24 protein-coding genes are annotated in these 26,033 nt (G+C 72.6%); 20 read left to right on the top strand and 4 right to left on the bottom strand.

The features are described 5' to 3' along the window. Positions 1-31 precede the first annotated feature (31 nt). Positions 32-1,180: a serine hydrolase domain-containing protein gene (locus H9652_RS10015; RefSeq protein ID WP_225228025.1), complete on the top strand. Its 1,149-nt coding sequence runs from the start codon at positions 32-34 to the stop codon at positions 1,178-1,180. Here the strand turns inward: H9652_RS10015 and H9652_RS10010 are convergent. From H9652_RS10010 to H9652_RS10000, 3 genes are all read right to left on the bottom strand, one after another. Continuing rightward, positions 1,167-2,957 carry a SulP family inorganic anion transporter gene (locus H9652_RS10010; protein ID WP_318244087.1) on the bottom strand — a complete coding sequence of 597 codons (1,791 nt, stop codon included), beginning with the start codon at positions 2,955-2,957 and terminating at the stop codon, positions 1,167-1,169. The two genes, H9652_RS10015 and H9652_RS10010, sit on opposite strands and share 14 nt — an antisense overlap. Further along, positions 2,954-3,958: an HAD family hydrolase gene (locus H9652_RS10005; protein WP_191796104.1), complete on the bottom strand. Its 1,005-nt coding sequence runs from the start codon at positions 3,956-3,958 to the stop codon at positions 2,954-2,956. The genes H9652_RS10010 and H9652_RS10005 overlap by 4 nt, the downstream gene beginning before the upstream one ends. A 79-nt stretch (positions 3,959-4,037) precedes the next feature. Then, positions 4,038-6,383: an arylsulfatase gene (locus H9652_RS10000; protein WP_191796103.1), complete on the bottom strand. Its 2,346-nt coding sequence runs from the start codon at positions 6,381-6,383 to the stop codon at positions 4,038-4,040. 286 nt (positions 6,384-6,669) lie between these two features. On the opposite strand from H9652_RS10000, the gene H9652_RS20285 reads away from it, so the two are divergent. The 16 genes from H9652_RS20285 (at position 6,670) to H9652_RS09920 (ending at position 20,727) form a co-directional block, all read left to right on the top strand. Further along, complete coding sequence (locus tag H9652_RS20285) at positions 6,670-7,026, top strand: S-adenosylmethionine decarboxylase family protein (protein ID WP_318244086.1); 357 nt, start codon at positions 6,670-6,672, stop codon at positions 7,024-7,026. Between the two features lie 23 nt (positions 7,027-7,049). Beyond that, the gene (locus H9652_RS09990) at positions 7,050-7,766 is read left to right on the top strand and encodes a DUF4178 domain-containing protein (protein ID WP_191796102.1); all 717 of its coding nucleotides are present in this window, start codon (positions 7,050-7,052) and stop codon (positions 7,764-7,766) included. Between the two features lie 54 nt (positions 7,767-7,820). Beyond that, a complete protein-coding gene (locus H9652_RS09985; protein ID WP_138822118.1) occupies positions 7,821-8,045 on the top strand; it encodes a DUF350 domain-containing protein in 225 nt (74 codons plus the stop codon). Between the two features lie 2 nt (positions 8,046-8,047). After that, entirely contained in the window at positions 8,048-9,730 is a 1,683-nt protein-coding gene (locus tag H9652_RS09980) for a polyamine aminopropyltransferase (protein WP_318244085.1), read from the top strand. A gap of 326 nt (positions 9,731-10,056) precedes the next feature. Next, positions 10,057-10,758: a thioesterase II family protein gene (locus H9652_RS09975; RefSeq protein ID WP_191796101.1), complete on the top strand. Its 702-nt coding sequence runs from the start codon at positions 10,057-10,059 to the stop codon at positions 10,756-10,758. After that, positions 10,755-11,603 carry a helix-turn-helix transcriptional regulator gene (locus tag H9652_RS09970; protein WP_191796100.1) on the top strand — a complete coding sequence of 283 codons (849 nt, stop codon included), beginning with the start codon at positions 10,755-10,757 and terminating at the stop codon, positions 11,601-11,603. Before H9652_RS09975 ends, H9652_RS09970 begins: the two co-directional genes overlap by 4 nt. Continuing rightward, complete coding sequence (locus H9652_RS09965) at positions 11,600-12,460, top strand: MBL fold metallo-hydrolase (protein WP_191796099.1); 861 nt, start codon at positions 11,600-11,602, stop codon at positions 12,458-12,460. Before H9652_RS09970 ends, H9652_RS09965 begins: the two co-directional genes overlap by 4 nt. A gap of 43 nt (positions 12,461-12,503) precedes the next feature. Further along, positions 12,504-14,000, top strand: coding sequence for an MFS transporter (locus tag H9652_RS09960; RefSeq protein ID WP_191796098.1), 1,497 nt, complete (start codon positions 12,504-12,506; stop codon positions 13,998-14,000). 95 nt (positions 14,001-14,095) lie between these two features. Beyond that, positions 14,096-15,151, top strand: a complete 1,056-nt coding sequence (locus H9652_RS09955) for an AvrD family protein (RefSeq protein ID WP_191796097.1) — start codon at positions 14,096-14,098, stop codon at positions 15,149-15,151. Next, positions 15,148-15,855: an AAA family ATPase gene (locus tag H9652_RS09950; RefSeq protein WP_191796096.1), complete on the top strand. Its 708-nt coding sequence runs from the start codon at positions 15,148-15,150 to the stop codon at positions 15,853-15,855. Before H9652_RS09955 ends, H9652_RS09950 begins: the two co-directional genes overlap by 4 nt. After that, positions 15,842-16,855, top strand: a complete 1,014-nt coding sequence (locus tag H9652_RS09945; RefSeq protein WP_191796095.1) for a beta-ketoacyl-ACP synthase III — start codon at positions 15,842-15,844, stop codon at positions 16,853-16,855. Before H9652_RS09950 ends, H9652_RS09945 begins: the two co-directional genes overlap by 14 nt. A 13-nt stretch (positions 16,856-16,868) precedes the next feature. Then, entirely contained in the window at positions 16,869-17,132 is a 264-nt protein-coding gene (locus H9652_RS09940) for an acyl carrier protein (RefSeq protein WP_191796094.1), read from the top strand. Beyond that, positions 17,129-17,863: an HAD family hydrolase gene (locus H9652_RS09935; RefSeq protein WP_191796093.1), complete on the top strand. Its 735-nt coding sequence runs from the start codon at positions 17,129-17,131 to the stop codon at positions 17,861-17,863. Before H9652_RS09940 ends, H9652_RS09935 begins: the two co-directional genes overlap by 4 nt. Before the next feature lie 54 nt (positions 17,864-17,917). Further along, positions 17,918-18,505 carry an AAA family ATPase gene (locus H9652_RS09930; protein ID WP_191796092.1) on the top strand — a complete coding sequence of 196 codons (588 nt, stop codon included), beginning with the start codon at positions 17,918-17,920 and terminating at the stop codon, positions 18,503-18,505. Between the two features lie 63 nt (positions 18,506-18,568). Next, positions 18,569-19,408: a DedA family protein gene (locus H9652_RS09925; RefSeq protein ID WP_191796091.1), complete on the top strand. Its 840-nt coding sequence runs from the start codon at positions 18,569-18,571 to the stop codon at positions 19,406-19,408. Between the two features lie 119 nt (positions 19,409-19,527). Further along, positions 19,528-20,727 (top strand): MalY/PatB family protein, encoded by a 1,200-nt coding sequence (locus tag H9652_RS09920; RefSeq protein ID WP_191796090.1) that lies wholly within the window; start codon positions 19,528-19,530, stop codon positions 20,725-20,727. 6 nt (positions 20,728-20,733) lie between these two features. On the opposite strand, the gene H9652_RS09915 is transcribed toward H9652_RS09920, so the two are convergent. Further along, a complete protein-coding gene (locus H9652_RS09915; RefSeq protein ID WP_191796089.1) occupies positions 20,734-21,381 on the bottom strand; it encodes a TMEM175 family protein in 648 nt (215 codons plus the stop codon). 221 nt (positions 21,382-21,602) lie between these two features. Here H9652_RS09915 and H9652_RS09910 point away from each other — a divergent pair, with 221 nt between their 5' ends. The 3 genes from H9652_RS09910 to H9652_RS09900 all read left to right on the top strand — a co-directional run bounded on the left by H9652_RS09910 (position 21,603) and on the right by H9652_RS09900 (position 25,992). Further along, complete coding sequence (locus H9652_RS09910) at positions 21,603-23,624, top strand: penicillin-binding transpeptidase domain-containing protein (protein WP_318244084.1); 2,022 nt, start codon at positions 21,603-21,605, stop codon at positions 23,622-23,624. A 64-nt stretch (positions 23,625-23,688) separates the two neighbouring features. Then, a complete protein-coding gene (locus H9652_RS09905; protein WP_318244083.1) occupies positions 23,689-23,991 on the top strand; it encodes a hypothetical protein in 303 nt (100 codons plus the stop codon). A gap of 474 nt (positions 23,992-24,465) precedes the next feature. Next, a complete protein-coding gene (locus H9652_RS09900; RefSeq protein WP_191796087.1) occupies positions 24,466-25,992 on the top strand; it encodes a dicarboxylate/amino acid:cation symporter in 1,527 nt (508 codons plus the stop codon). The last annotated feature ends 41 nt before the right edge of the window (positions 25,993-26,033 follow it).

Here is a 26,033-nt window from a genome sequence, read left to right as displayed (position 1 = left end):
GGCACGTCCCACCAGGCCTACGGTCGAAGGCATGAGCCTCATGACGGGATCCTTCGCCGCGTTCGACGACCACCTCCGGCAGGCTGCCGCAGGGGACGAGTTCTCGGGGGTCGTGCTCGTCTCGCGGGACGGCGAGACGCTGTTCGAGCACGCCTACGGCCTGGCCTCGCGGCGCTGGGGCGTGCCCGTCAAGGTCTCGACGCGCTTCGACGTCGCGTCCGTGACCAAGCTCTTCACGTCGGTCGCGGTCCTCCAGCAGGTCGCGGCCGGGACCCTCGACCTGGACGCCTCGATCCACGACTACGTCGACCTCGACGGGACGCAGATCCCTCGGCAGGCGACGCTGCGCCACCTGCTGTCGCACACCTCGGGCATCGCGGACGACGCCGACGAGGAGGCCGGCGAGTCCTACGAGGCGCTGTGGGTCGACAAGCCGAGCTACTCGGTCGTGCAGACCGCGGACTTCCTGCCCCAGTTCGTCCACAAGACCCCGACGTTCCCCGTGGGCGAGGGCTGCCGGTACTGCAACGTGGGATACGTCCTGGCCGGCCTGGCGCTGGAGCGTGCCACTGGCCTCACCTACCGCGACTACGTCCGCGAGCACGTGTTCGCGCGCGCGGGCATGGCGTCGTCGGGCTTCTTCGACATGCGTGAGGCGGTCCCGGACGTCGCGGAGGGCTGGGAGCCCGTCCGCGCGGCCGCGCCCGACGGCGACGCGCCCGACGGCGCAGCTCCCGTCGACGACGGCGCCGCACCGGTCGTGGGGTGGCGGCAGAACATCTACAGCTACCCGCCCATCGGCTCGCCCGACGGCGGCGCGCACGTCACGGCGGCCGACCTGGTCCGCTTCCTCGACGCCGTCCGGGCGGGCGAGCTCCTGCCGCCCGATCTCACGGACGCGTTCCTGAGCCCGCAGGCGCTGCACCACGAGATCCCGGACGCCGCGCCGGGCAGGGCGGCGGCGGTGCACTTCGCGTTCGGCCTCGAGATCGAGGTCACCGAGGACGGGAGCGTCCGGTCGCTGTCCAAGGACGGGATCAACACGGGGTCGAGCGCGATCGTGAAGCACTACCCCGGGCAGGGCGGCGAGCCCGGCGTGACGATCGCGGTCGTGTCCAACAGCGAGGACGGTGCCTGGGACCCGATCAGGCGGCTCGACGACCTGGTCACCGGGGCGTAGCCGACAGGGCCTGGGCCGCCTCGACCGCCGCGTCGACGCTCGGCAGCAGGCGCCCGTCCGTCGCGAGCGCGGCGAACCACGGCGAGGCCGCGGCCCTGGCCGCGGTCTCGGCCGGGACGCGCGCGAGCAGGAGCGTGCAGCCGATCCCGGCGAGCTGTCGGTCGAGGTCCGCGAGCCCGTCGAGCACGGTCGAGGTGACGCCGCGCTGGGCGCCGGACTCCAGGACCACGGCGTGCGGTGCGGGGGCGCTCGCCCTGGCCAGGGCGAGGATGCGTTCGACCGTGGGCCGGGTGTTCGCGGTGTAGAGGCCGGCGTCGAGGTGCAGGACCAGGACCCCGGGGGCGATGCCCGACTCCAGGGCCGCCTCGCGCGCGACCTCGCGCGTCACGTCGGCGTCCTCCTCGGAGTCGTCGCCCTCGGCCGTGCCGCGGTCGACGGGTGCCCAGCCGCCCTGCGGGGCGCGCACGAGCGGGACGACGCGGGGCCGGTCCAGCTCGCGCAGCACGAGGACGAGCGTGAGCCCGACCCCGACCCCGACGGCGGGCAGCAGCCCGGCCACGAGGCCGATCCCCGTGGTCACTGCTGCGACCGCGAACTCGACGCGGTTGATGCGCCACAGGACCACGAAGTCGCCGACCTTGACGAGGCTCAGGGTCGCGACGACGACCATGGCGCCGAGCGTGGCCTGCGGCAGGTCGTCGAGCACGGGGGCGAGGAAGAGCGCGACCAGGATCGCGAGGGCCGCGGTCACGAGCCCGGCGACCTGCGTCCGCGCCCCGGCCCGGAGGCTGACCGCGGTCTGGGAGAAGCCGCCCGCGGGCGGCATGGCGCGGAAGAACGCTCCGACAACGGCCGCGACCCCGTTCGCCAGGAGCTCCTGGTCCGGGCCGATCTGGGGCTCGTCGGGTCGGCGGACCCCACGACCCACGGCGACCGTCTCGAGGAATGCCATGATCGCGATCGCGCTCGCCCCGGCGAGCATCGACCCGACGAGGGACAGGTCCGGCAGGACGGGCAGCGGCAGCCCGGGCGGGACCGGTTCGATGACCTCGACGCCGCGGTCGGCGAGGCCCCCGAACGCCACGAGCAGGATGCCCGCGGCCACGACGACGAGCGGAGCGGGCATCCGGGGCGCGACGCGGCCGAGCAGCAGCAGGACCGCGATGCTCCCGACCGAGAGCGCGACCGTCGCAGGGACCGCCTGGTCCAGGCTGCCGAGCGCGGAGCCGAGCACGTGGAAGAAGCCTGTCGCGTCGGGATCGGCGGGCACCCCGAGCAGTGGGGGGAGCTGGGCTGCGGCGACCGTCACGCCGACGCCCGCCTTGATCCCCACGAGCGTGGCCTGCGAGATGTTCTCGACGAGCGAGCCCAGCCGCAGCACACGGGTGAGCAGCAGCAGCGCACCGACGAGCAGGGTGAGCGTCGAGACGGCTCGCGCGGGGTCCTCGGCGCCGGCCGCGACCCCGGCCGCGAGCAGCGTCGAGGCCGACAGCGTCGCGATGGTCGACGTCGTGCTCATGCTCAGCGTGCGCGAACCGCCGAGCAGCGCGTACACGACGAGGGGCACCATGCAGGTGTACAGGCCGAAGCCCACGGGCAGGTTCGCGATCGTCGCGTACGCCATGGCCTGCGGCACGACGACGGCGCCCGCCGACAGCCCGCCCACGACGTCGGCGCGCAGCCAGCTCGCGCGATACCCGCGCAGCGTCGGGAAGAGGTCGACGCGGGGCACCGGGCGCGTGGGCCGGCGCCGTGGTGCCGTCGGCGAGGACGTCACGGAGCCTGCGTCCCGTCCCGAGGCCCGGTTCCCGCCGCACCACCCGCCGCACCAACCGTCGAGCGGCTCGGGGAGTCGCTCGACGGGACGGGGAAGACCTGCGCCCAGTCGTCCCGCACGCTCACCACGGTCCAGCCATCCTCGGCCGCGGTCGCCAGCGCCTGCTCGGCACCCGCGTCGTACGGCGGGTCCCCGCGGTGCGGGTCGTCGTGGTGGATCAGCAGCGCCAGGCCCCGGGGGTGCGCGGCCGCGTAGGCGAGCATCGGCACGTCCCCGTTGGAGTTGCCCACCGCGAGCACGGGCCGTCGGCCGGTCCGGCTCCAGATGCGCACGGGCTTCTCGGGGCCGTCGTCCAGGAAGGAGAAGGTCGACCCGTAGACGACGTCGGCCTTCGCCTCGTCGAAGGTGAGCCCCAGGCTCGACCCCACGACCTGCTCGGGGGCCACCCCGTAGTAGTCCTCGGTGAACGGCCGCATGAAGTCGCGGTCGCCGCCCGAGGTGATGTACGCCGTGAAGCCGTGCGCCCGCAGGAGGTCGAGCAGCTCGCGCATCGGCTGGTAGGTCGCGTACCGGTACGGGAGGCCGAGGGCCGGGTGGACGGCCGTGTCGAGGAAGGCGCGGACCTCGTCGGCGTAGTCGCCCACGGACCGGCCCGCCTGCACCGCGACGACGGCTGCGATCAGGGGACGGAGGTCGGAGTCGTCGCCCGCGTAGTGCTTGTCGATCGCGGCGCCGAGCCAGGCGAGGTCCCCGGTCGACGCCGCCCGGTACGGCTCGGTCTGCGCCAGGGCCGGGTCGGCCGCGGCCGCCCGGGCCCACTGCTCGACGAGGAAGTGGAGCTGGACCGGCATGGGCTTCTCGGCCCACAGGGTGCCGTCGTTGTCGAAGACCGCGACACGCTCCTCGACCGGGAGGGCGTCGGGGCCGGTCGTGACCGCGGCGACGAGGTCGAGGACCGCTGTGCGGGTCGAGGTGTCACGCCAGGACGGGAGGTCTGTCATCGGAGGTCCTCTCACCGGTTTGGGTACGGGCCGCCCGGGGCGGCCGGCACGAGGCCGACCACCCCGGGCGGTCGAGACGTCAGTCGCGGGACATGGCTGCGGCCAGGTGGGCCTCCAGGTCGAGGTAGGCGTCGTCGGCGATGTCGAAGACGACCCGCGCGATCTCGCCGCCCACGAAGTCGAAGCCGTAGCCGTACAGCGAGGAGACAGGGTCGGCGCTGTCGCGTCCGATCGTCAGGCCCTCGCCGCAGAGCGAGAAGTGCCCGAGCACCGTGCGGATGCGCTGCTCGCCGACCTGCTGGTCGTCGATGAACAGCTTGAGCGGCCCCACGCCCTCGCGGTTCTCGCCCATGCCCTCCTTGGTGAACTCCACGCCGATGATGTGCTTGCCCGACGTCGGCACGGGGGCCGAGACGCGGTCCTCGGGAGGGATGCCCAGGAAGTTGTACACGTAGTGCACCTGGCCGTCCTTGATCACGAGCGCGTGCCCGCCGAAGCGAGAACCGTGGGCGAAGATCACGCCCTGCGAGTCGGGCGTGAGCTCGACCTCGGCCGCGATCTTGTACGAGACGCCGTGCGTGTTGGCCGCGGAGCGCTCGGGCACCTCGGACGTGCCCGGGTAGTAGACGAACTGTCCGCTCGGCGGCGCGGGCTGGTGGAACTCCATGGCCACGAACGTCTCGAAGTCCTTGGGGTTGCCGATGATCTGCAGGTCGTTGAGCGGCAGGACCTTGTTCTCCTTCGCCTCCGTCAGCCACAGCGCCTTGAGCTCCTCGAGCTTCTCGGGGTGCTCGGCGGCGAGGTCCTGTGATTCTGAGCGGTCGACCTCGGTGTGATAGAGCTCCCACACGTCGTCGTCGAAGTGCCCCTTGCCGCTCACCGGACCGTGCACCGTGACGGCCTTCCACCCTTCGTGCCAGATGCCGCGCTGCCCGAACATCTCGTAGTACTGCGTCGTCTTGTTCGTCGGGGCGTCGGGCGCCGCGTCGAACGACGGGACCATCGACACTCCCGAGAGCGGTGTCTGCGCGACTCCGTTGTACGTGTCGGGGAACTCGACGCCGCACGCCTCGAGGATCGTCGGCACGATGTCGGTGGAGTGGTGGTACTGGTGGCGGACCTCGCCCCTGGCGGCGATGCCCGCGGGCCAGTGGATGACCAGCGGGTCGGCGACCCCGCCCTGGTAGGTGTACCGCTTGAACATCTTGTACGGGGTGGTGAAGGCCGCGGCCCACCCGGTCGGGTAGTGGTTGTAGGTGTCCGGCGTGCCCAGCTTGTCGACCATGGTGAGGTTCTGCGCCTCGTCGTCGGGATAGCCGCCGAAGATCTTGCCCTCGTTGACCGAGCCGTTCGGGCTGCCCTCCCCGGAGGCGCCGTTGTCGGCGCAGTACACGATGATCGTGTTCTCGAGCTGCCCGGACTCCTCGAGGTAGTCGACGATGCGGCCGACCTGGGCGTCGGTGTACTCGCTGAACCCGGCGAACACCTCGGCCATCCGGGAGAACATGTGCTTCTCCTCGTCGTCCAGCGAGTCCCAGGGGCGCACCTCGTCCGTCGGGGAGAAGGTCCCGTCGGGCATGGGGTTGAGCTCGGTGAGCACCGTGCCCTCGGGCAGGATGCCCCGCTCGACCATGCGCGGCAGGACCCACTCGCGGTAGGCCTCGTAGCCGTCGTCGAACCGGCCCTTGTACCTGTCGATGTACTCCTGCGGCGCGTGGTGCGGGGCGTGGTTCGCACCGGGGCAGAACCACATGTACCAGGGCTTGTCGGGCTCGGTCTGCCTGACGTCCCGGATCATCTTGAGCGCCTGGTCGGCCAGGTCCTTCGACAGGTGGTAGCCGTCCTCGGGGAGGTACGGCTGGTCGATGTAGTGGTTGTCCTCGGCGAGGGACGGGTACCAGTTGTTGGTCTCCCCGCCGATGAAGCCGTAGAAGCGGTCGTACCCCTGGGCGAGCGGCCAGTTCTTCTTCGAGGCCCCAGCCGTCCACTCGTCGATCGGCACGTTGTGGTTCTTGCCGACCCAGAAGGTGGACCATCCCGCGTCCCGCAGGATGTGCGCCATGGTCGCGTTCGACGGCGGGATGTGGGAGTTGTACCCGGGGAACCCTGTCGAGGACTCCGAGATCGTCGCGAAGCCGTTGAGGTGGTGGTTGCGGCCGGTCAGGAACGTCGACCGCGTCGGCGAGCACAGCGCCGTGGTGTGCCACTGCGAGTAGATCAGGCCGTCCCGCGCGAGGCGGTCCATGGTCGGCATGTCGATCCGGCCGCCGTAGGGCGACCACGAGGCCATTCCCGTGTCGTCGTAGAGGACGACGAGCACGTTGGGAGAGCCCGCCGGTGCCTTGGGCGGGAGGAACGCGTCCCAGTCCGGGGTCGAGTCCCGGACGTCGAGCTTGATCTCACCGCTGAACGGCTTCTTCGTCATGTCGCCTCCGTGGTCGCTGTCGCTGTGGTCCGGAGGGCGGTACGCGTGGGACCGGGCGCCGGACCGTCATGTCGAGTCGTGCGGAACGTCGAGGTACGTCAGTTGCGGACGAGCAGAGAGCTCCGGCGTCGTCGCCGGTGCCCCGGTCACTCACGCTAGGCCGGGTCGCCCGTGCGCGCTCGGCGAGCAGGCCTCGCGACAACCGGTCCCAGGAGGCGTCGGCATTTTTCCGGAACGTCAGGCATCGGCTACCGTGACGCCGCCAGCCGCTGCCCAGGGAGAACATGTGCCGACCGATCCGGTCAACCGCAACCTCGTCTACGTCTTCGACATCTCCGGAGGGGACCCCGCCCTCCTCGACGACGAGACCACCGTCCGCGCCTGCCTCTCCCAGGTCGTCGACCGCGCCGGGCTGACCCCGCTCGGCGAGACCTCGCACCGGTTCGCCCCGCAGGGGTTCAGCATGGCGACCCTCCTGGCCGAGTCCCACCTCGCGGTCCACACGTGGCCCGAGGACGGCACCGCCTACGTGACCCTCACGACCTGCCGCGCGCCGTCGTCGGACAGCTTCGAGGAGGACACGCGCAGCCTGCTGCGCGAGACCTTCTCCGCCGCCGACGTCGCCGTCCGGACCCTCCTGTGAGGGCGCGCCGGCCCAGGGCGCGCATGTCGCTCGGCAAGCACCTGATCGGTGCGCCGCCGTGGCGCTCGCTGCCGCAGGGAGTCGTCGTCTACGGCGAGAAGGACCCGAGTGACGGCGTCACGTACTACTGGGAGGAGTGGGAGGTCCTCGGGTACGAGAACCTCGACTTCTGGGTCGAGTACGACCACGACACGAAGGCCGTCACGCTCTACCGTCCCGCGGAGTCCGAGGAGGCCCTCGACCCGACGCGGATGCGCAAGGGCCAGGTCGTCACCGTGACGCTCAGCGGGAAGAAGTACCGCACGAAGGTCACGGAGGTCGGGGTCGGGACCATCGCGTCGCTCGACGGGTCCTTCACGTACGACCTCACGGTGGGCCAGCCCGTCGCGTACGCCGAGCTCCGCACCCAGGACATGGTCCTGTCGCTCGAGAAGTTCGACGACCGCGTCATCGACCTCTACCACGGCACCGTCCTGGACGCCGCGGGGCAGAAGGCCCACTTCGGCAAGCGCGTCGCGCCGCGCGACGTGAAGGTCAACCCCGTGGTCGCGTTCGTCCTGGTCCTCGCGGCGGGCATCGGCCTGTTCTCCGCGTGCGGGGACCGCGACGTCGACGACGACGACTGCACGCCCCGCACGGTCGAGCAGCAGTTCGACGCGAGCGGCGACCCGGTCACGACCGACCAGACCTGCTACCGCCGATCGGTCTACGGCGGCGGTGGCGGCGGCCTCGGCAAGTAGCGCCCCCTGCACGACCTCACGACCATCCACCCTCACGACACACCCGGAGCAACCATGAGCATCATCGACGAGCTGCGCCTCGACGCCTTCCTGTCCACGATCGTCTACTCGGTGCTGGGCATCGTCCTGCTCGTCCTGACGATCGTGGTCGTGAACTACCTCTTCAAGCTCAACCTGCACCGCGAGCTCGTCGACGAGCACAACACGGCCTTCGGGATCATGATCGCCGGGCTGGCCGTCGCCATCGGCATCATCATCGCGGGGACGATCCTCTCCTGACCGTGGCCGGCGACACGCACACGGAGACCGCCCCGCCCGTGGGAGGCGCCGGGCCCGCGGGGGGCGAGCCGCCCGCAGGGGAGGAGCCGCTCGTGGGGGACGCGCCGCCGTCGGGCCGGGGCATGGACAAGCCGACCGTGTTCGCGGCCGCGCTGCTCGTCGCGGTCGGCGGGATCATCTACGAGCTGATCCTCGGCACGGCCGCCTCCTACCTGTTCGGCGACTCGGTCGTCGCGTTCTCCGTCGCGACGGGCCTGACGCTGTTCGGCATGGGGATCGGATCCCTCCTCGCGACGCGGCTGGCGACGAACCCGGGCCTGAACTTCGTGCGCAACGAGGTCGCGCTCGCCCTGCTGGGCGGCAGCTCGGTCCTGATCCTCTACGCGGCGTTCAGCCTGACCGAGGTCTACTGGCTGGTCTTCGTGCTGCTGTCCCTCGCGCTCGGCGTGGGGATCGGCGTCGAGATCCCGCTGCTCGTCGCGCTGCTCAAGGAGCACGGGCGCGACGAGTCCGTGGGGCTGCTGTCGAAGGTCCTCGCGGTCGACTACTTCGGGGCCCTCGCCGCGTCGCTGCTCTTCCCGTTCGTCATGCTCCCGTACCTGGGGCTCATGCGGACGGCGTACGCGGTCGCGCTGCTCAACGTGCTGGTCGCGGTGTTCATGCTGCGGCGCATGGGGCGGCGCACGCGCTGGACGTGGCTCGCCCGGCTCACGGTCGTCCTCCTCGTGGCGTGCTTCGCGGCGTCGAGCGCGATCGAGGGCGCGATCAACACCCGGCTCTACCAGGACCCCGTGGTCCACTACGAGTCGACGGCCTACCAGAAGCTCGTCCTGACGAGCTTCGGCGACGACGTCCGGCTCTACCTGAGCGACCAGCTCCAGTTCTCGTCGGTCGACGAGGCGAGGTACCACGAGACGCTCGCGCACGCGACGCTCACGTCGGTTGCGGCGCCCGCGTCGGTGGCGATCCTCGGCGGAGGGGACGGGCTGCTCGCGCGCGAGGTGCTGCGGTACCCGAGCGTCCGGGAGGTCACCGTCGTGGACCTCGACCCGGCCGTGACCGAGCTCGCGCGGACCGACCGTCTCGTGAGCGACCTCAACGAGCACTCGTTCGACGACCCGCGCGTGCGCGTCGTCAACGGCGACGCGTTCCGGTTCATGGACACCACCGCCCAGACGTTCGACGCGGTCCTGATCGACCTCGTCGACCCGTCCAACGAGCGCATCGCCAAGCTGTACTCGACCGAGTTCTACGCCATGGTCGCGAACCACCTGCGGCCCGGGGGCGTGTACGCGACCCAGGCGACGTCGTCGTACTTCACGCCGCACGCGTTCTGGCAGGTCGCTGCGACCGTGCGCGCGGGCTCACCGGGGCGGACCGTGGTCCCGCTCTCGGTCAACGTGCCCTCGTTCGGAGAGTGGGGCTTCGTGCTGTCGCTGCCTGCCGTCGCCGGGCAGGGTGGGGCGGCGGTGCCCGGGACCATCGGGCCCGACGGCGGAGCGCGCCTCTTCGCCGCGACGCCCCTTCCCGAGGGCCTGAGCTTCCACACGCTCGACTCGCTGCGGGCCACCGCGACGCTCGCGGGCGACCACCCGGGACCCGAGGTCGAGATGGAGGCCTCGACGCTGCTGTCGCCCGTGGTCTACCGGACCTACCAGCAGGACATGTCGCGCTGGCGGTACTGACGACCGGTGAGCGCATGCCCGCCAGGTGAGACGGACCCGGGGGAGGGGTTGCGGCGGCCCCCGCGAGGCTGGACGGTTGGTCTGCTGTCCCGGACCGGGGCGGGTGAGGCATACGCGTCCGCCCGCAGGTGGAGGGGGCGGAGAGCGGGGGGATCGCGGTGGACGACGTCATCGCACGAGGTGCGGCCGGGCTCGTGCGCGCCGCCGCGACGGACCGTCCGGCGTGCGGGAGGCGATGTCGACCTGCCGACGACCACCCGGCGAGCCCGCGCTCGCGGGGGTGGTCCAGCGTCCCGCCCCTCACCCGACGCCCCAGGAGACCGCCCATGCGCCCCGTCACGCTCTACTGCTTCCACCACGCCGGAGGGAACCCCGCGGGGTTCCGTCCCCTGCGCGCCGCGCTCGCCCCCGAGGTCGACGTCGTCCCGCTCGCCCTCGAACGTCCTGGCGAGGTCGCGACGATCGAGAGCATCGCCGAGGACGTCGGCCGGATGCTCGCCCGCGTCGACCTCGGCGACGCGTACCTCTACGGCCACAGCATGGGCGGCCTGGTCGCCTACGAGCTGTGCCGCACGAGGGCCGAGCGGGGCGATTCGCTCCCTCGCTCGCTCGTCCTCGCGGCCGTCGCGCCGCCCGGGGTGCTCGACCCGGAGGGCGGGCGCGCCGCGGCGCTGCTCCGCACCGGTGCGACGCTCGTGCCCGCTCCGGGCCTCGCCGAGCGGACCGTGGCCGGGGTGCGCCGCTCGCTCGCCTACGCGCCGCCGGTCCGTCCCGTGCCCGTCCCGTTCGAGCTCGTCCACGGGACACGCGACGAGGTCGTGACCGCACGGCTCATGCGCGGCTGGGGCGAGTACACCGTCGGACGGCTGCGCGAGCACGCGGTCGACGACGGGCACCTCTTCCACCGTGCGCCCGCGCTCGCCGGGCTCGTCCGTTCGCTCCTCGTGCCCGGCGTCCCCGCACCGGTCTGCACCCGCGCGCGACGCAGCGGCCGCAGGCCCGTCGCGAGCGTGGGGCTGAGCGCGTGAGCGCCCCGTCGCAGGTCGTCGCGCCCCAGGTCCCGCCGTCCGACGGCGACTCGCGGCGTCGGTCGCTCGCGCTCTTCCTGCGGGCCCGGCGCGAGAGCCTGCAGCCCGAGGACGTCGGGCTGCCCCTTAGCCGGCGGCGCCGGACCCCGGGCCTGCGGCGCGAGGAGGTCGCGGTCCTCGCCAACGTCGGGGTCACCTGGTACACCTGGCTCGAGCAGGGGCGCGAGATCGGGGTGTCCGCGGTCGTCGTCGAGTCGATCGCGCGCGCCCTGCGCCTCGCGGACGGCGACCTCGCCTACCTGTACGAGCTGACCGGTACGCGGCTCCCGTCGAGGTCGAGCGCCCCGACCGAGCTGCGCGACAACCTCGTGCGCGTGCTGGACGGGTTCTCCGAGCTCCCCGCGTACGTCGTCGACCGGTACTGGAACGTCGTGGCGACCAACGAGCTCGCCGAGCACGTCTTCGGCAGCGAGGTCGGGGCCAACTGCCTCGCCGACTTCTTCACCGAGGAGCGGGTCGCGGAGCGCTACCCCCAGCGGGCCCTCGTCGGACGCATGATCGTGGGACAGCTCCGTCGGCAGGCCGCGGCCTACCCGTCCGACCGGACGTTCGACCTGCTCGCCGACCGCGTCTCGGCCGCGTCCCCGGAGTTCGCCGCGTACTGGACCTCCTACTCGGTCGGCGTCGAGCCGCACGTCGACATCACCTACGACCACCCGCAGATCGGCCGCCTGACCTGGCAGTGCACCGTCCTGAACCCGCTCGGGGGCGAGGACCTGCGGCTGTTCCTCTACCTGCCCCGACCCGGGACGGGGACCGCCGAGGCGCTCCAGAGGATCCGGTGAGCGCGGTGACCCGTTGGAACCGACCGGCTCGCCCCCGCGCCCTGCGCGTGGGGGACCTCCGGGTCCGCTACGTCCCCGACGGGACGGTCCAGCTCCACCCGCAGCGGTGGTTCTCGCTCCCCGAGGACGACCGGTCCGTCCCGTCCGGGCTGCTCGACCAGGACGGGTACCTCGTCGGCTCGGTCGGCGCGCTGCTCGTCGAGGCGCCCGGCTGGTCGGTCCTGGTCGACACCGGCTTCGGTCCCCGGACGCTCGCCGCCTCGGCCACGCACCCTGCGCTCGGCACGCTGCGCGGGGGCGGCCTCGACAGGTTGTCCCCCGGGGTCGTCGAAGGGCTCGACCGGGTCCTGTTCACGCACCTGCACGAGGACCACGCGGGCTGGCTCGCGCACGGTGAGCATCCGGTCGGTGCCGCGCTGCGGTCGGTCCCGCACGTCGCGTCGTCGACCGAGCTCGACGCGCACCCGGCTCTCGCGCGGGGTGCGTGGGAGGTCGCCGAGCACGGTCGGTCGATCCTTCCCGGCCTCACCGCGCTCGCCAGCCCGGGGCACACCGCCGGGCACACCTCCTACCTCCTGGAGTCGCGGGGAGAACGTCTGCTGTGCTTCGGCGACGTCATGCACAGCAGCGTCCAGGTGGAGCTGCCCGCGCTCGGCTCGTGCTTCGAGGAGGACCCGGTCCGGTCCCGGGCGACGCGCGCCGAGACGCTCGACCTGCTCGGCGAGCCCGGGACGGTCGGGGCGGGCAGCCACTTCGCCGACGTCGTCCTCGGTCGCGTGCACCGCACCGGGGACGGCGGGCGCACGTGGTCGCCCGCCGAGGAAGCGAGCAGCCTGGTGGTCCCAGCACCCCTATAAGGCCGCTCTGGATGACGTGCCGGGCCGCGACCATCCTCGAGGCATGACACGAACCAGCGAGGACCTCGCGCTCACCGGTCGCCAACGACTCGTCCTGATCGTTCTCCTCGGCGCACAGTTCATGTTCGCGCTCGACTTCTCGATCGTGACCGTGGCGCTGCCCGTGATCGGCGAGGACCTCGGGATACCCGATGCGGACCTGCAGTGGATCGTGACCGCGTTCGCGCTGACCGCGGCGAGCCTCGTCCTCGTGATGGGGCGGGTCGCGGACCTGCACGGGCGCAAGCGGATGTTCCTGATCGGGATGGTCGTGCTGACCGTGGCGTCGGCCGTGGGCGGGTTCGCCACGGAGCCCTGGGTGCTGTTCGCGGCTCGGGCAGGTCAGGGGCTCGCGACCGCGATCACGATGCCGGCCGCGCTCTCGCTCCTGACCACGTCGTTCGAGGAGGGGCCGCTGCGGAACCGTGCCCTGGGGCTCAACGGCGCCCTGCTGTCGCTCGGGTTCGCCGTGGGCGCCGTCCTGGGCGGCGTCGTCACCGACGTGCTCGGGTGGCGTTCGACGTTCCTGATCAACGTGCCGGCGGGGCTCCTGATCCTCGTGGCGGCACCCTTCCTGCTCACCGACGACGGCGAGCGCAAGCAGCAGAAGCTCGACGTCCCGGGTGCGGCGCTCCTGTCGACGGGTCTCCTCGCCCTGGTCCTCGGCATCTCGACGGGCGAGCGCTCCGGGTGGGGGTCGCCCGCGTTCCTCGGGCTCGTCGCCCTCTCGGTCGGGGCCTTCGTGAGCTTCTGGTTCGTCGAGAGCCGGTCGTCGCACCCGCTGGCGGCCGTGAGCATCCTGCGCAGGCCCACGGTGTCCTGGGGGAACCTCGCCGGGTTCACCACGTTCGCGATGGAGAGCAGCAAGGTCTTCCTCCTGACCCTGTACCTCCAGCGCGTGCTCGAGGCGTCGGCGCTCGCGACGGGGCTCGCGTTCGGGGTGCTGGGCGCGGGGGCCTTCACCGGAGGGCTCGTCGCCGCGCGGATCATCGACCGCCTCGGTGCCAAGGCGACGCTGCTGCTCGGCCTGACGCTGCAAGGCGTCACGACCCTCACCTTCCTCCTCCTCGGTGTCGGCGAGACGCTGGGCTTCGCCCACATCCTCCTCGCGACGGCTGTGGGCGGGTTCGGGCACGTCCTGGTCATCGTGGCCTACACGGTGACGGTCACGTCGGGGCTCCCCGACTCCGAGCAGGGGCTCGCGACCGGGCTCGCGGGCCAGACGCAGCAGATCGCGTTCACCGTGGGGACGCCGCTCATCAGCGCGGTCGCGATCGCCTTCGCCACCGGGCAGTTCGACGACCCGACCTCGAGCGAGGCGGTGCTCGGCGGCGTCCACGCGGGGCTGCTCGTGAACGCCGTGCTGATCCTCGCCACCGCGGTCCTCATCCTCGTCTTCCTGCCCGCCGAGCGGCGGCCCGGCGGGAACCGGTCCGCGACCGCCCTCGCGGACGCCGGCGCGGGACGTGCAGACCGACCGGTTCCGCACGGCCGGGCGTGACCCCGCAGCGAGAGGGACCGGTCGTCGATCACCGGCCCCGCGGCACCGAGCAGTCACGACCGACCGGCACGCTCACGAGGGACCAGGAGGACACCATGGCCCCGGAGACCGACACCTCGACGGCGCTCCCCACGCTCCCGGCGATCGACGACCTCCTCGGCCCCTCGGCGTCGCGGTTCTTCGGCAGCGGCTACCGGGGGACCGACCCCCGGCTGCGGTCCGTCGCCGTCCGGCACGACGGCACGGCCTCACGGCTGGACGCCCGCGGGTCGATCAGCGTCGCGGAGCGCTGGTCCACCAAGGGCGACGTCGACCAGCTGCCGCACCTGAGCACCACCGACGTCCTGGTCCTGGCGGTGCAGGCCGCCGAGATCCTGCTGGCCGCCACGTTCTCGCCCGCCTTCCTGGTCGACGTCGTGCTGCGTCGCGTCGTGGTCGTCGCCGGGAAGGAACCGGTCGAGGGGGCCCACCAGGACTTCGCGGTGTCCGCCCGGCTCGACGACGCGTGCCGGGACCGGGACGTGACCGTCCACGCGTTCGTCGGGACCATGACGGTCGAGGTCACCGTGCACCGCCCCCTGGCGGTCGCCGGGCGCGTGGACCTGACCGTCGCCTCGCCCGACGAGCTCCTGGGCGCCGCGGCGCGCCGCGTCCACGGCGCCGGGTACGCCGGCCGCTCGGTCGACGTGCGGGAGGTCGCGACGGTCGGCCACGACGAGGCGCGCGCGCAGCTCGTCGCCACCACGCTTCCCGGGACCGCGGACCAGGACCTCGGCATCGGGGCGACCGCCCGCCCGAGCCTGTCCTTCGTCGAGGTGTTCGTCGCGACGCTCCAGCTCGCCCAGGTGCTGCTCTACGAGCTGGACCAGGTCCCGCGCGCCGACAGCAGCACGCTGTGGATGCGACGGACCGTCGTCGAGTCCGACGGCGCGGCGCTCTGGCTCGACACGCCCCACCCGATCGACGTCGCCCTCGTCCGGCCACGGCTCGTCGTGCTCCGCGGGGAGACCTGGCGCTGCGCGGAGGCCCGCGCCGTCGTCGGGCACGGCACGACCGTGCACTGCGACGTCGCCCACCGCATCCCGTCGCCCACCACGGTGAGCAACCCACCGACCACCGCTCCACCCACCGAGGAAAGAGAACTGTCATGAGGCTCGCGATCTCCGGGACCTACTCGTCAGGCAAGACCTTCACCACGATCGCGCTCGCGCACCTCACCGGGATCCCCCGGAGCGCGGCCAAGACCATGCGGGAGCTCCTCCCGATCTCCGTCCCCGGCAAGACCCTGGAGGAGTGCAGCGCGGCGGAGATCCTCATGCTGATCACCCGGCGCAACACCGAGCGGGCGGTCAACGAGTCGCACCTGGGCGACACGTTCATCTCGGACGGCTCCTCGCTGCACGAGTGGGTCTACGGCACGGTGCGCGTCCTGGTGGGCATCAACCCGAACGACTCGATCGACCTCGACTCGGTCGAGCGCACCGACGCGATCCGGTTCTTCGAGGAGGTCATCGACGCGCTCGGCGTCCCCGCCAAGCAGCACGCCGCGGCGAGCTACGACGCGTTCGTGCACCTGCCCATCGAGTTCCCGCTCGTCGCCGACGGGCACCGCCCGGTCAACGAGAGGTTCCGGCGGCTCGCCGACGAGAAGCTCCAGCGGGAGATCGCCGGGCTGGGCATCCCCAACGTGAGCATCGGCGGATCGATCCCGGAGCGCCTCCAGGCGATCACCGACCACTACGACCTGCCACGCGTCATCACCATCGAGGAGGCCGTGGCCCGGGCACAGGTCGACTACGACCTGCTCGACGTGCGGGACGAGAAGGAGCGGGAGCTCGCGCATGTCCTCACGTGACCGACCGGGCGCAGCGGTCCTGCGCGGTGTGGGCGGGTACCTGCCGCCGCGGGTCGTGACCAACGACGACCTCGCGGCGCTCGTCGACACCTCGGACGAGTGGATCAGGACACGGACCGGGATCAGGGAGCGACGTTTCGCCGACCAGGGGAGCGCGACCTCCGACCTCGCGGTCGAGGCCGGACGCCGGGCGCTCGCGTCCGCAGGGGAACCGGACGTGGACCTGGTCGTGGTCGCGACGAGCACGCCCGACCGGTCGTGCCCGGCCACCGCTCCTCTGGTGGCGAGCCGGCTCGGGCTCGGGACCGCGGCGGCCTTCGACCTGGCGGCCGTGTGCTCGGGTTTCGTCTACGCGCTCGCCCAGGCCAGCGCGGCGGTGCTCGCCGGGCTGCACCGCCGGGCGCTCGTGATCGGCGCCGACCAGTTCACCTCGATCGTCGACCCGCGCGACCGTGCGACGTCGATCCTCTTCGGCGACGGTGCGGGGGCCGTCGTCGTCGACGGGGGCGACCCCGACGAGGCGGGGAGCCTCGGGGCGTTCCACCTGGGCTCCGACGGGAGCGCCCACGACCTCATCACCGTCCCGGCCGGCGGCTCGAGGGTCCCGCACCGTGAGGTCGTCGACGCGTCCGACGCGTACTTCCGCATGGACGGGCGGGCCGTCTTCGGTGCGGCCGTCGGGGCGATGTCGTCGTCGTCGCGCCGTGCGCTCGCCCTCTCGGGGTGGTCGGTCGAGGACGTCGACTGGTTCGTCGCGCACCAGGCGAACGAACGCATCCTCCGGCTCGTGGCCCACTCGCTGGGCATCGCGTCGGAGAAGGTCGTGATCCACCTCGACCGCGCGGGCAACACCTCGGCCGCGTCGATCCCGTTGGCGCTGGCCGCGCACGCCCGCACGTTCGCACCGCACGAACGCATCCTGCTGACCGCCTTCGGTGGAGGAACCACCTGGGGCGCCGCGACGGCGACGTGGCCACGCCTCGTCGTCCAGGACCTCTGAGAAGGAGCGCACCATGACCGAGACCGTCTTCGACCCGTCCCCCGAGTCCATCGCCGACCTCGTCGGCCGGGCGATCCCGGGGCTGCCGGACCTGCGTCCCACCGGCGCGACCTTCGACGACCTGGCGATCGACTCGCTCACGACCGCGGAGATCGCGGCCGTCGTGAGCCAGGCCTACGGGATCGAGGTGAGCGACTACGACGTCGCGAGCCTGGGTGACCTCGACGGCCTGAGCAGGCTCGTCCGGGAGCGGATCGCGGCGGGCGGCGACGGGTGAGCGAGCCGCCCCGGGCCGCGGCCTACCTCGACGTCGACGGGACGCTGACGACGAGGGTCACGCTCTTCGAGCTGCTCCGCTTCGACGCGGCCGAGCGGGGCGCGGAGCAGGAGGCCGCCACGTTCCTGAGGGGCATCGCGACGATGCGGGAGGCGGGCGCGACCCGGACCGAGCGCAACCGGCACTACTTCACGTGGTGGGCGGGGAGGCCGGTCGGGGACGTCGTGCAGGTCGGCCGCCGGTGGTTCGCCTCGGTGCGGACAGGGGGTGCCGGGCACGCGGTGGGTCCGCCGGGCGACGGCGGGCCCGGCGGCGGAGGCGGCGCGGCCGGTCGAGGCGGCGTCCTGCGCCCGCAGGTCGTCTCGATCATCGAGCGGCACCGCCGCGCAGGACACGTCGTGGTCCTGGTCAGCGGGTCCTTCGCGCCCGCGCTCGTCCCGCTCGCGGAGGTGCTCGGCGGAGCTCACCTGCTGGTCACCGACCCGGAGGTGCGGGAGGGGCGGTTCACGGGGCGCGTGGCCGTCCCGATGATCGGTGAGGCGAAGGCCAGGGCCGTCGCCGAGCACGCGCGGCGGGAGGGGATCTCGCTGCCGCGCTCGGCCGCGTACGGCGACGACCTGTCCGACGCCGGCTACATGGGGCTGACCGGTCGCCCGACGGTCGTCGCGGTCCCCGGCGCACCCCTCGCGGTCGTGGGGGGCAGGCGTGGTTGGGACCTCGTGGCCGTCTGAGGGCCGCGCGGCGCGGAGTGGTGACGGACGACGGGACGAGGGAAGGAGACGGGTGTGCGTGTCGCGGTGGTAGGGGCCCACGGGGTAGGGAAGTCGACCCTGTCGCGGGAGCTGGGTCGTCGGTCGGGCCTCGAGGTCCCCGCGCTGGACGCCATGAGGGACCCGGTCGGCTCCCCGCCCCGGTCGCTCCTCGAGTGCACCGAGGCCGAGGTGGTCCAGCTGAGCCTGCGGCGGTACGCCCAGCGCGTCGAGCAGGAGAGCGCGACGCCCGACATGATCTCCGACGGTTCGGTCCTGCACGAGTGGGTGTACGCCGCGGTGAGGCTGCGCCGCCAGGTGCTCTCCGGTGCGCGGCAGGACGGCGTCCTGACCGACGTCGTGGCCGGTCTCCTGCGCGAGGCCGGGGCCCGCGCGGCGCGCACCTACGACCTCTTCCTGCTCCTGCCTGTCGAGTTCCCGCTCCCGCCGGACGACCGGCCGGTGAGCGAGCCGTTCCGGGGGGACGCCGAGGCGCTCACACGAGAGGTGACCGCGGAGACGGGCGTCCCGGTGCACCTCCTCAGCGGGTCGATCGAGGACCGGCTCGCCGCCGCGGCGTCCATCGTGGGGCGCGTCCGGCACGAGACCGTGAACAGCCCGTGAAGGTGCTCAGGGGAGACACGCCCGAGTTCGAAATGTCCGGTGCTCGGCACATAGTGTCTGCGCATGCCCTTTGCGAACCTCCCTGTCGACCTCGTGCACGTGGCCGCCGCGAGCGAGCCCGACCTGGGTGGTGTCGCGGGCTGGGCCGTGTCGCTCATGGAGACGCTGGGCGTGTTCGGGGCGGGGCTGGCGATCGCGCTCGAGAACCTGTTCCCGCCGCTGCCGAGCGAGGTCATCCTGCCGCTCGCGGGCTTCACCGCGAGCCGCGGGAGCTTCAACGTGTTCGCCGCGGTCCTCGCGACGACCGTCGGTTCGCTCGTGGGGGCGATCGCCCTGTACTACGTGGGCGCCCTGGTCGGGCGTGAGCGCACGCGACGGATCATCGGCTGGCTGCCGCTCGTCAAGCTCGAGGACGTCGACCGCACCGAGGCCTGGTTCCACAAGCACGGCAGCATGGCCGTCTTCTTCGGGCGCATGATCCCGATCTTCCGGAGCCTCATCTCCCTCCCGGCGGGGGTGGACCGCATGCCGCTGCCGAAGTTCGTCCTCCTGACGACCGCGGGCAGCCTCATCTGGAACAGCATCTTCGTCGGGGCGGGCTTCGCCCTGGGCGAGAGCTGGCACCTGGTCGAGGAGTACGCCGGTGTCCTGCAGAAGGTCGTCATCGGGGCCGTGGCGCTCGCGGTGGTCGCCTTCGTGGTGATGCGGGTCGCCCGGTCGGTCCTCGCGGGCGCGCCCCCGGCGCACGGGCGTCGTGCACGCGCCGCCCTGCCCGACGACGGCGAGCCGGCTCCCGGGGAGGGCGCCACGCAGCGGACCAAGACCCCCACGACGACGCTCGCGCTGCCCAAGGGCGTGTTCGAGCGGTCCGGGGTGCGGGCCGGGCGGCCCTCGGCCGACTGAGCGGCCCCGACCGGTCCCTACCGGCCATCCGGACAACCTGGTGGGTCCGGCTCCTCGCGGGTGAGGGCGCCCGGGAGGGGTGCCCGCCCGCCGGACGCCCGCGTCGTAGGCTCGATCCCGTGACCACCTCACCCTTCGCGACCGACAACCCGCTCGACGCCCTCACCCCGGACGCGCTCCGCCGTCGGACCAGCCTCAAGTGGCGGGCCTACGCCCCTGACGTGCTTCCCCTGTGGGTCGCCGAGATGGACGTCGAGCTCGCGCCGCCCGTCGTCGAGGCGGTGACCGAGGCGATGCGCTCGGGGGACACCGGGTACGACTACGGCGACTCGTACGCCGAGGCCCTCGCCGGCTTCGCGAAGCTCCGCTGGGACTGGTCGATCGACCCGTCGAGCACGCGGATGGTGCCCGACGTGATGCTCGGGCTCATGGAGATCCTCAAGGTCCTCACCGGCCCGGGGGACGCGGTCGTGGTCAGCCCGCCCGTCTACCCGCCCTTCTTCGGCTTCACGCAGAACGAGGGCCGCCGGATCGTCACCGCACCGCTCACGGCCGACTTCCGCCTCGACCTCGACGCGCTCGACCAGGCCTTCGCCGACGCGACCGGAGCCGCCCTCAACGGGACCGGACCGGGCAGCGGGCGCCGCGCGGTCTACCTGCTGTGCAACCCGCACAACCCCACGGGCACCGTCCACACGCGCGAGGAGCTCGAGGGGCTCGCAGCCCTCGCGCGCCGCCACGGCGTGCGCATCGTGTCCGACGAGATCCACGCGCCGATCACGGCGCCCGGTGTCGCGTACACACCGATCGTGACTGTGGCAGGGGCCGAGAACGCGATCGCGGTCCTCTCGGCCTCCAAGGCGTGGAACCTCGCGGGCCTCAAGGCGGCCGTCGCCGTCGGCGGCCCCGAGGCGGCCGACGACCTGCGGCGCATCCCCGAGGAGGTGGTGCACGGCGTCGGCCACGTCTCCGTGATCGCGCACGTCGCCGCCCTCACGGACGGCACCCCGTGGCTCGACGCGGTCCTGCGCGGGGTCCGCCGCAACAAGCTGCTCCTCGCCGATCTCCTCGAGGAGCACCTGCCGCAGGTGCGCTACCAGCCGACGCAGGGCACCTACCTCGCCTGGCTCGACACGTCCTCGGTGTCGGACGACCCGTACCGGTTCTTCCTCGACCGGGCCAAGGTCGCCCTGAACGACGGTCGGCACTTCGGGCCGGGCGGCGCCGGGCACGTGCGGCTCAACCTCGCGACGAGCCAGGAGGTGCTGACCGAGGCCGTCCGTCGGATGGGCGAGGCGGTGCGTCCGGCGTCCGCGTGACGGGCCCTACGGGGCCCGGCCGTCGTCGTCTCGCTCGTGCGGCCGGGTGGCCCTGCGCCGCCCGGCCAGCCGGGTCAGCGGCCCGGACAGGAACAGCAGGAAGAGCCAGAACATCCCGACCCCCGGCGCGACCACCGCGAGCACCAGGATCACGAGCAGCAGGAGCACCGCGACGACCGCTCCCCTGACCTCGAGCTTGCCCCGGACCTCGGGACGCTGGAGGTCGGGGTCGCGGACCGCCAGCCACTCGACGAGCGCCAGGCTGCCCGTCGTCACGATCATCACCGAGATGTACAGGGCGTTGACCGCCGGGTCGTCGGTGCCCTGGTCGGCCAGGAGCTGGGTCGTGAAGGGGATGAAGACGATGCTCGCGAGCCACAGGAAGTTGGCCCACAGCATCGCGGTCGAGTAGTCCCGCAGGTGCTCGAACACCCGGTGGTGCCCCACCCAGAAGTTCGCGATGACCACGAAGCTGATTGCGAACGCGAGGAAGGTGCCGCGCTCGTCGGAGAGCAGGGACGTGACCGAGTGCTCCTCCCCGTCCGTCACGAGGTCGATCAGGGGCAGCACGAGCAGCGTGATCGCGATCGCGACCGACGCGTCGGTGAAGTTGACGAGACGGTCGAGCCCCCGGTCCGTGCGGCTGTGCGGCATCCCTGCCTCCTCCGGTCGTCTCCACTGTAGGAAGGGCCCGGTGTCCCGGCGCGGTGAACCGGGTTCGCGGAGAACCTGTGACGCTCCGGGGGACGTGCGCGCCGTGGCTGCGCTCCCGCGCGGGCTTGGGCTAGCCTCGCAGGCGGGCGAGGACGCCCGGGTCAACTCTTTCCGCCGACCCGTCGGCGGACCGTCTGCCGTGGGGCATCGAGGGGGAGCACGTGGTTCGCACGCAGCTGGTCGACAGGCGCACCGAGGCGCGACGCCTCACCTGGCGACGGGCGCTCGGCCCGACCGCGCTGGCGGTGCTCGCCCTGACGCTCACGGCGTGCAGCGACGACGCCCCCAGCCCCGACGGGGCCGCCGCCGACCTCGCGACCGCGATCTCCGACGGCGACTTCGAGGGGATCGCGTTCACCCAGGCGAACCTCGACGCCGCAGCGCACCGCGACGCGGTGCTCGAGCCGCTGGCCGAGACCGACCACACGGTCACGGTCGCGAAGGTCGACGTCGCCACCGAGGGCGAGAACAAGGGCAAGCAGGCGACGGCCACGCTCGCGTACACCTGGAACGTCACGGACACCACGCCGTGGACCTACGAGACCACGGTCGACCTCGTGCTCCAGGACTCGCCGGACGGCGGAGCGGAGCAGTGGGCCGTGGCGTGGGAGCCCGACGTGCTGGTCCCGGACCTCAAGGACGGCGACCGCCTGGCAGTCACGCGGGTGCGCGCCGAGCGTGCGCAGATCCTGGGCGCCGACGGCGGACCCATCGTCGAGCCGCGTCCCGTCTACCGGATCGGCGTCGACAAGATGAACCTCGACCCCGCGCGCCAGGACGCGGTCGCGCGCCAGGTGGGCGCCGCCGTCGGGATCGACGTCGAGGCCTACGCGCAGAAGGTCGCCGGCGCCGGGGCGAAGGCGTTCGTCGAGGCCATCGTGGTCCGCACGGACGACACCGCGGGCATCGACGTCGACGCGGTCCGCGCGATCGACGGCGCGTCGGTCGTCGACGGCGAGCTCGACCTCGCTCCGACCCGAACCTTCGCGCGGGCCATCCTGGGGCGCGTGGGCGACGCGACGGCCGAGGCCGTCGAGGAGTCCGAGGGGCAGGTCGTCGCGGGCGACACGATCGGCCTCTCGGGGCTCCAGCGGCAGTACGACGTCCAGCTCCGGGGGACGCCCGGGATCACGGTGAGCGTCGTGGCCGACGGCAGTGCCGGAGAGGACACCGGGGAGGACCTGGACGGCGACGGGCAGCCTGACCCGGTCGAGGACGTCAAGGACGTCTTCGCGGTCGACCCGGTCGCGGGCGTGCCGCTCGCGACGACGCTGCGCACCGACATGCAGGTCGTGGCCGAGAGCGTGCTGTCGGGTGTCCCGTCGGCGAGCGCGATCGTCGCGATCGAGCCCTCGACGGGCAACGTGCTCGCTGCCGCGAGCGGTCCGGGCGGCGACGGGACGTCGACCGCCACGACCGGGAAGTTCGCCCCCGGTTCCACCTTCAAGGTGGCGTCGGCGCTCGCGATGCTCCGCTCGGGGATCACGCCCGACACCGTCGTGTCGTGCACGCCGGACATCACGGTCGACGGCCGGACCTTCCAGAACGTCCCGGGCTTCCCCGCAACGGCGATCGGTGAGGTGCCGTTCCGGACGGCGTTCGCCAACTCGTGCAACACCGCGATGATCGCCCAGCGGGACGCTGTCTCGCAGCAGGCCCTGCACGACGCCGCGGCCGACCTCGGTCTGGGCGTCGAGGCGGACCTCGGCGCCCCCGGGTACTTCGGGTCGGTGCCGGCCACCGCCGAGGGCACCGAGCACGCCGCGTCGTTGATCGGCCAGGGCAAGGTCGAGGCCTCGCCGCTGGGCATGGCGACCCTCGCGGCGAGCGTCGCGAAGGGCGAGCGGGTCTCGCCCGTCCTGGTCCGGCCCGAGGTCACGCCCGCGGCGGCCGAGACCCCGACGCCGTCGGCTCTCACGGCCGACGAGGCCGCGACGCTGCGCAGCCTCATGCGCTCGGTCGTCACGGACGGCAGCGCGAAGCTGCTCGCGGGCCTGCCCGGTGAGGTGGGGGCGAAGACCGGGACGGCTCAGTACGGCGACGGCAACCAGGCTCACGCATGGATGATCGCGATCCAGGGCGACCTCGCCGTGGCCGTGTTCGTCGAGACGGGTGACGGCGGGTCGGTGACCGCGGGACCGCTCCTGAAGGCCTTCCTCGACGCCCCGAACACCGGTGAGTAGCGGCGGACGAGCGACCACGCGGCGGCGCAGGACCGTCCCCGGCCTGACGGTCTGCCGGCTGTGCGTGGGGGAGACGCTCGGCTCCTCGGACCCGTTGTCCGGTGGCCAGCTCGCGCGCGTCGAGGCCATCGCCGCGACCGGTGACGCCGGGCTCACGCTCGTCGACTGCCTCGACGCGTGCGAGCGCGGCGACGTGGTCGTCGTGCGTCCCGCCCCGGCGGTGCGCACCGAGCACGCGCCCGTCTGGTTCGAGCGCCTGGCGGGCGACGCGGCGAGCGAGTCCCTGCACCGGTGGGTCCGGGCGGGAGGGCCGGGGCGGTCCCCGCTCCCGGAGGACCTCGCGCCGCTGAGCATCGCCGCGCCCTGACGGGCCGCCCCGTGGTCGACCCACGGTGAGACGCTCCCGTCCCAGGGAATAGAGACGTGGCCCGACGACGTTCCCTCCTCGGCTACCATCGGTAGCCGTGGGCGACGATCGCCTGCACCGCCGGCCCCCGGGCCGGCCCGAACGGGAGTCGAATCCTTGCTGAACCGGTGGAACTTCACCGCGCGCCGTGACGTCGATCTGCGACGAGTCGCCAGCGCGCTCTGTTGTTGACCCACTGAACCGCTGGGCCCCAGGCCCGCACAGCAGTCCTCCCCACCCTGACGTCGGCACGCCGTCGCTCACCCTGCCGCGCAGGGCACGGTCGTCCGCGCCGTGGAGCGCGTGCGCCCGTCGGCACGACCGTCGCGTCGAGGCACCCCTCACCTCCCGGGCCGGGACGACTGCACTCCCTCCCTCTCGCGATCCTCGCGATCCCTGGGCACCCCACGTGCCCGTGACGAAGAAAGCAGAACCGTGCCCTCCTCCTCCTCTTCGCAGGCCGCGGCCACCACCGCGCCGGAGAAGTCCGCGAACGGTGCCCCCGCACCCAAGCGCCGCGTCAAGCTCCCCTCCTTCACCGTCCAGATCCTCGTCGCCCTCGTCCTGGGCGTCGTGCTGGGATGGGTCGCCCTGTCGATGGGCCCCGCGTCCGGCGCGGGCACGCCCGACGAGGTCCCGAACTGGCTGACGACGACGCTCGACACGATCGGCTCGTCGTTCGTGACGCTGCTCAAGGCGATCGTGCCGCCGCTGGTGTTCACCGCGATCGTCGCGTCGATCGCGAACCTGCGGAACGTCACCAACGCCGCACGCCTCGCGGGGCAGACGATCCTGTGGTTCGCCATCACGGCGCTGATCTCCGTCGTGATCGGCATCGGCCTGGGCCTCGTGCTCCAGCCGGGCGCCAACACGACGCTGTCGACGGCCGACGGCAGCGAGCCCTCGGGCTCCGGCTCGTGGCTCGACTTCCTCAACGGCTTCATCCCGAGCAACTTCCTGGGCATCCAGGCGCGCACGCAGCTGCAGGGTGAGGGCGCGAGCACCTCGATCTCCTTCAACGTCCTCCAGATCGTCGTGATCTCGCTGATCATCGGTATCGCGGCGCTGAAGTCGGGCAAGAAGGCCGACCCGTTCCTCGCGTTCAACCGCTCGGCGCTCTCGATCATCCAGACCGTCCTGTGGTGGATCATCCGCCTCGCGCCGCTCGGCACGCTGGGCCTCATCGGCTACGCGGTCGCGGAGTACGGCTGGGACCTCCTGTCCCCGCTCGCGACGTTCGCCGCCGCGATCTACATCGGCCTCGCGCTCGTGCTGTTCGTCGTCTACCCCGTGATCCTGCGGACCAACGGTCTGAAGATCACGAGCTACTTCAAGGGCGCGTGGCCCGCGATCCAGCTCGCGTTCGTCTCGCGCTCCTCGATCGGCACGCTGCCCGTCACGCAGCGTGTGACGGAGCGGAACCTGGGCGTCCCGCGCGAGTACGCGTCGTTCGCGGTGCCGCTCGCCGCGACGACCAAGATGGACGGTTGCGCCTCGATCTACCCGGCGATCTCCGCGATCTTCATCGCCCAGCTCTTCGGGGTCGACCTGTCCTTCACGGACTACCTGCTCATCGCGTTCGTGTCCGTCGTGGGTTCGGCGGCGACCGCCGGACTGACCGGCGCGATCGTCATGCTCACGCTGACGCTCTCGACGCTGGGCCTGCCGCTCGCGGGCGTGGGTCTGCTGCTCGCGATCGACCCGATCCTCGACATGGGCCGCACCGCGGTCAACGTCGCGGGCCAGGTGCTCGTGCCGACGGTCGTGGCCAAGCGTGAGGGCATCCTCGACGTCGCGCAGTACGACGGCGTGAACGTCGAGGACCTGTTCACGGACGACGAGGACGAGTCGAACGACTCGAACGAGTCCGTGGCCGCGTCCGACGTCGACCCGTCGACCGCGAACGCGTCCGACAAGCCTGCGGCCTCGGCCGCCGACGAGGAGCTGGTCGGGACGCGCTGACGCCACGTCCCCCCTCCCCGGGGGGGGGGGGGGGGGGGGGG

The organism is Oerskovia rustica (genome assembly GCF_014836555.1).
GTDB classification, from domain to species: Bacteria; Actinomycetota; Actinomycetes; order Actinomycetales; family Cellulomonadaceae; genus Oerskovia; species Oerskovia rustica.
The sequence above is the reverse complement of the archived record's forward strand: the minus strand, read 5'-3'. Positions and strand labels throughout refer to the sequence as shown.

What these genes read in the sequence shown, in the direction of transcription:
- H9652_RS09925 (WP_191796091.1), top strand. Translation starts at nt 18,569, where the DNA reads ATGCCCTTTGCGAACCTCCCTGTCGACCTCGTGCACGTGGCCGCCGCG.
- H9652_RS09955 (WP_191796097.1), top strand. Translation starts at nt 14,096, where the DNA reads ATGGCCCCGGAGACCGACACCTCGACGGCGCTCCCCACGCTCCCGGCG.
- H9652_RS09985 (WP_138822118.1), top strand. Translation starts at nt 7,821, where the DNA reads ATGAGCATCATCGACGAGCTGCGCCTCGACGCCTTCCTGTCCACGATC.
- H9652_RS09945 (WP_191796095.1), top strand. Translation starts at nt 15,842, where the DNA reads ATGTCCTCACGTGACCGACCGGGCGCAGCGGTCCTGCGCGGTGTGGGC.
- H9652_RS09915 (WP_191796089.1), bottom strand. Translation starts at nt 21,381, where the DNA reads ATGCCGCACAGCCGCACGGACCGGGGGCTCGACCGTCTCGTCAACTTC.
- H9652_RS09960 (WP_191796098.1), top strand. Translation starts at nt 12,504, where the DNA reads ATGACACGAACCAGCGAGGACCTCGCGCTCACCGGTCGCCAACGACTC.
- H9652_RS09975 (WP_191796101.1), top strand. Translation starts at nt 10,057, where the DNA reads ATGCGCCCCGTCACGCTCTACTGCTTCCACCACGCCGGAGGGAACCCC.
- H9652_RS10015 (WP_225228025.1), top strand. Translation starts at nt 32, where the DNA reads ATGAGCCTCATGACGGGATCCTTCGCCGCGTTCGACGACCACCTCCGG.
- H9652_RS09950 (WP_191796096.1), top strand. Translation starts at nt 15,148, where the DNA reads ATGAGGCTCGCGATCTCCGGGACCTACTCGTCAGGCAAGACCTTCACC.
- H9652_RS10000 (WP_191796103.1), bottom strand. Translation starts at nt 6,383, where the DNA reads ATGACGAAGAAGCCGTTCAGCGGTGAGATCAAGCTCGACGTCCGGGAC.
- H9652_RS09990 (WP_191796102.1), top strand. Translation starts at nt 7,050, where the DNA reads ATGTCGCTCGGCAAGCACCTGATCGGTGCGCCGCCGTGGCGCTCGCTG.
- H9652_RS09940 (WP_191796094.1), top strand. Translation starts at nt 16,869, where the DNA reads ATGACCGAGACCGTCTTCGACCCGTCCCCCGAGTCCATCGCCGACCTC.
- H9652_RS10005 (WP_191796104.1), bottom strand. Translation starts at nt 3,958, where the DNA reads ATGACAGACCTCCCGTCCTGGCGTGACACCTCGACCCGCACAGCGGTC.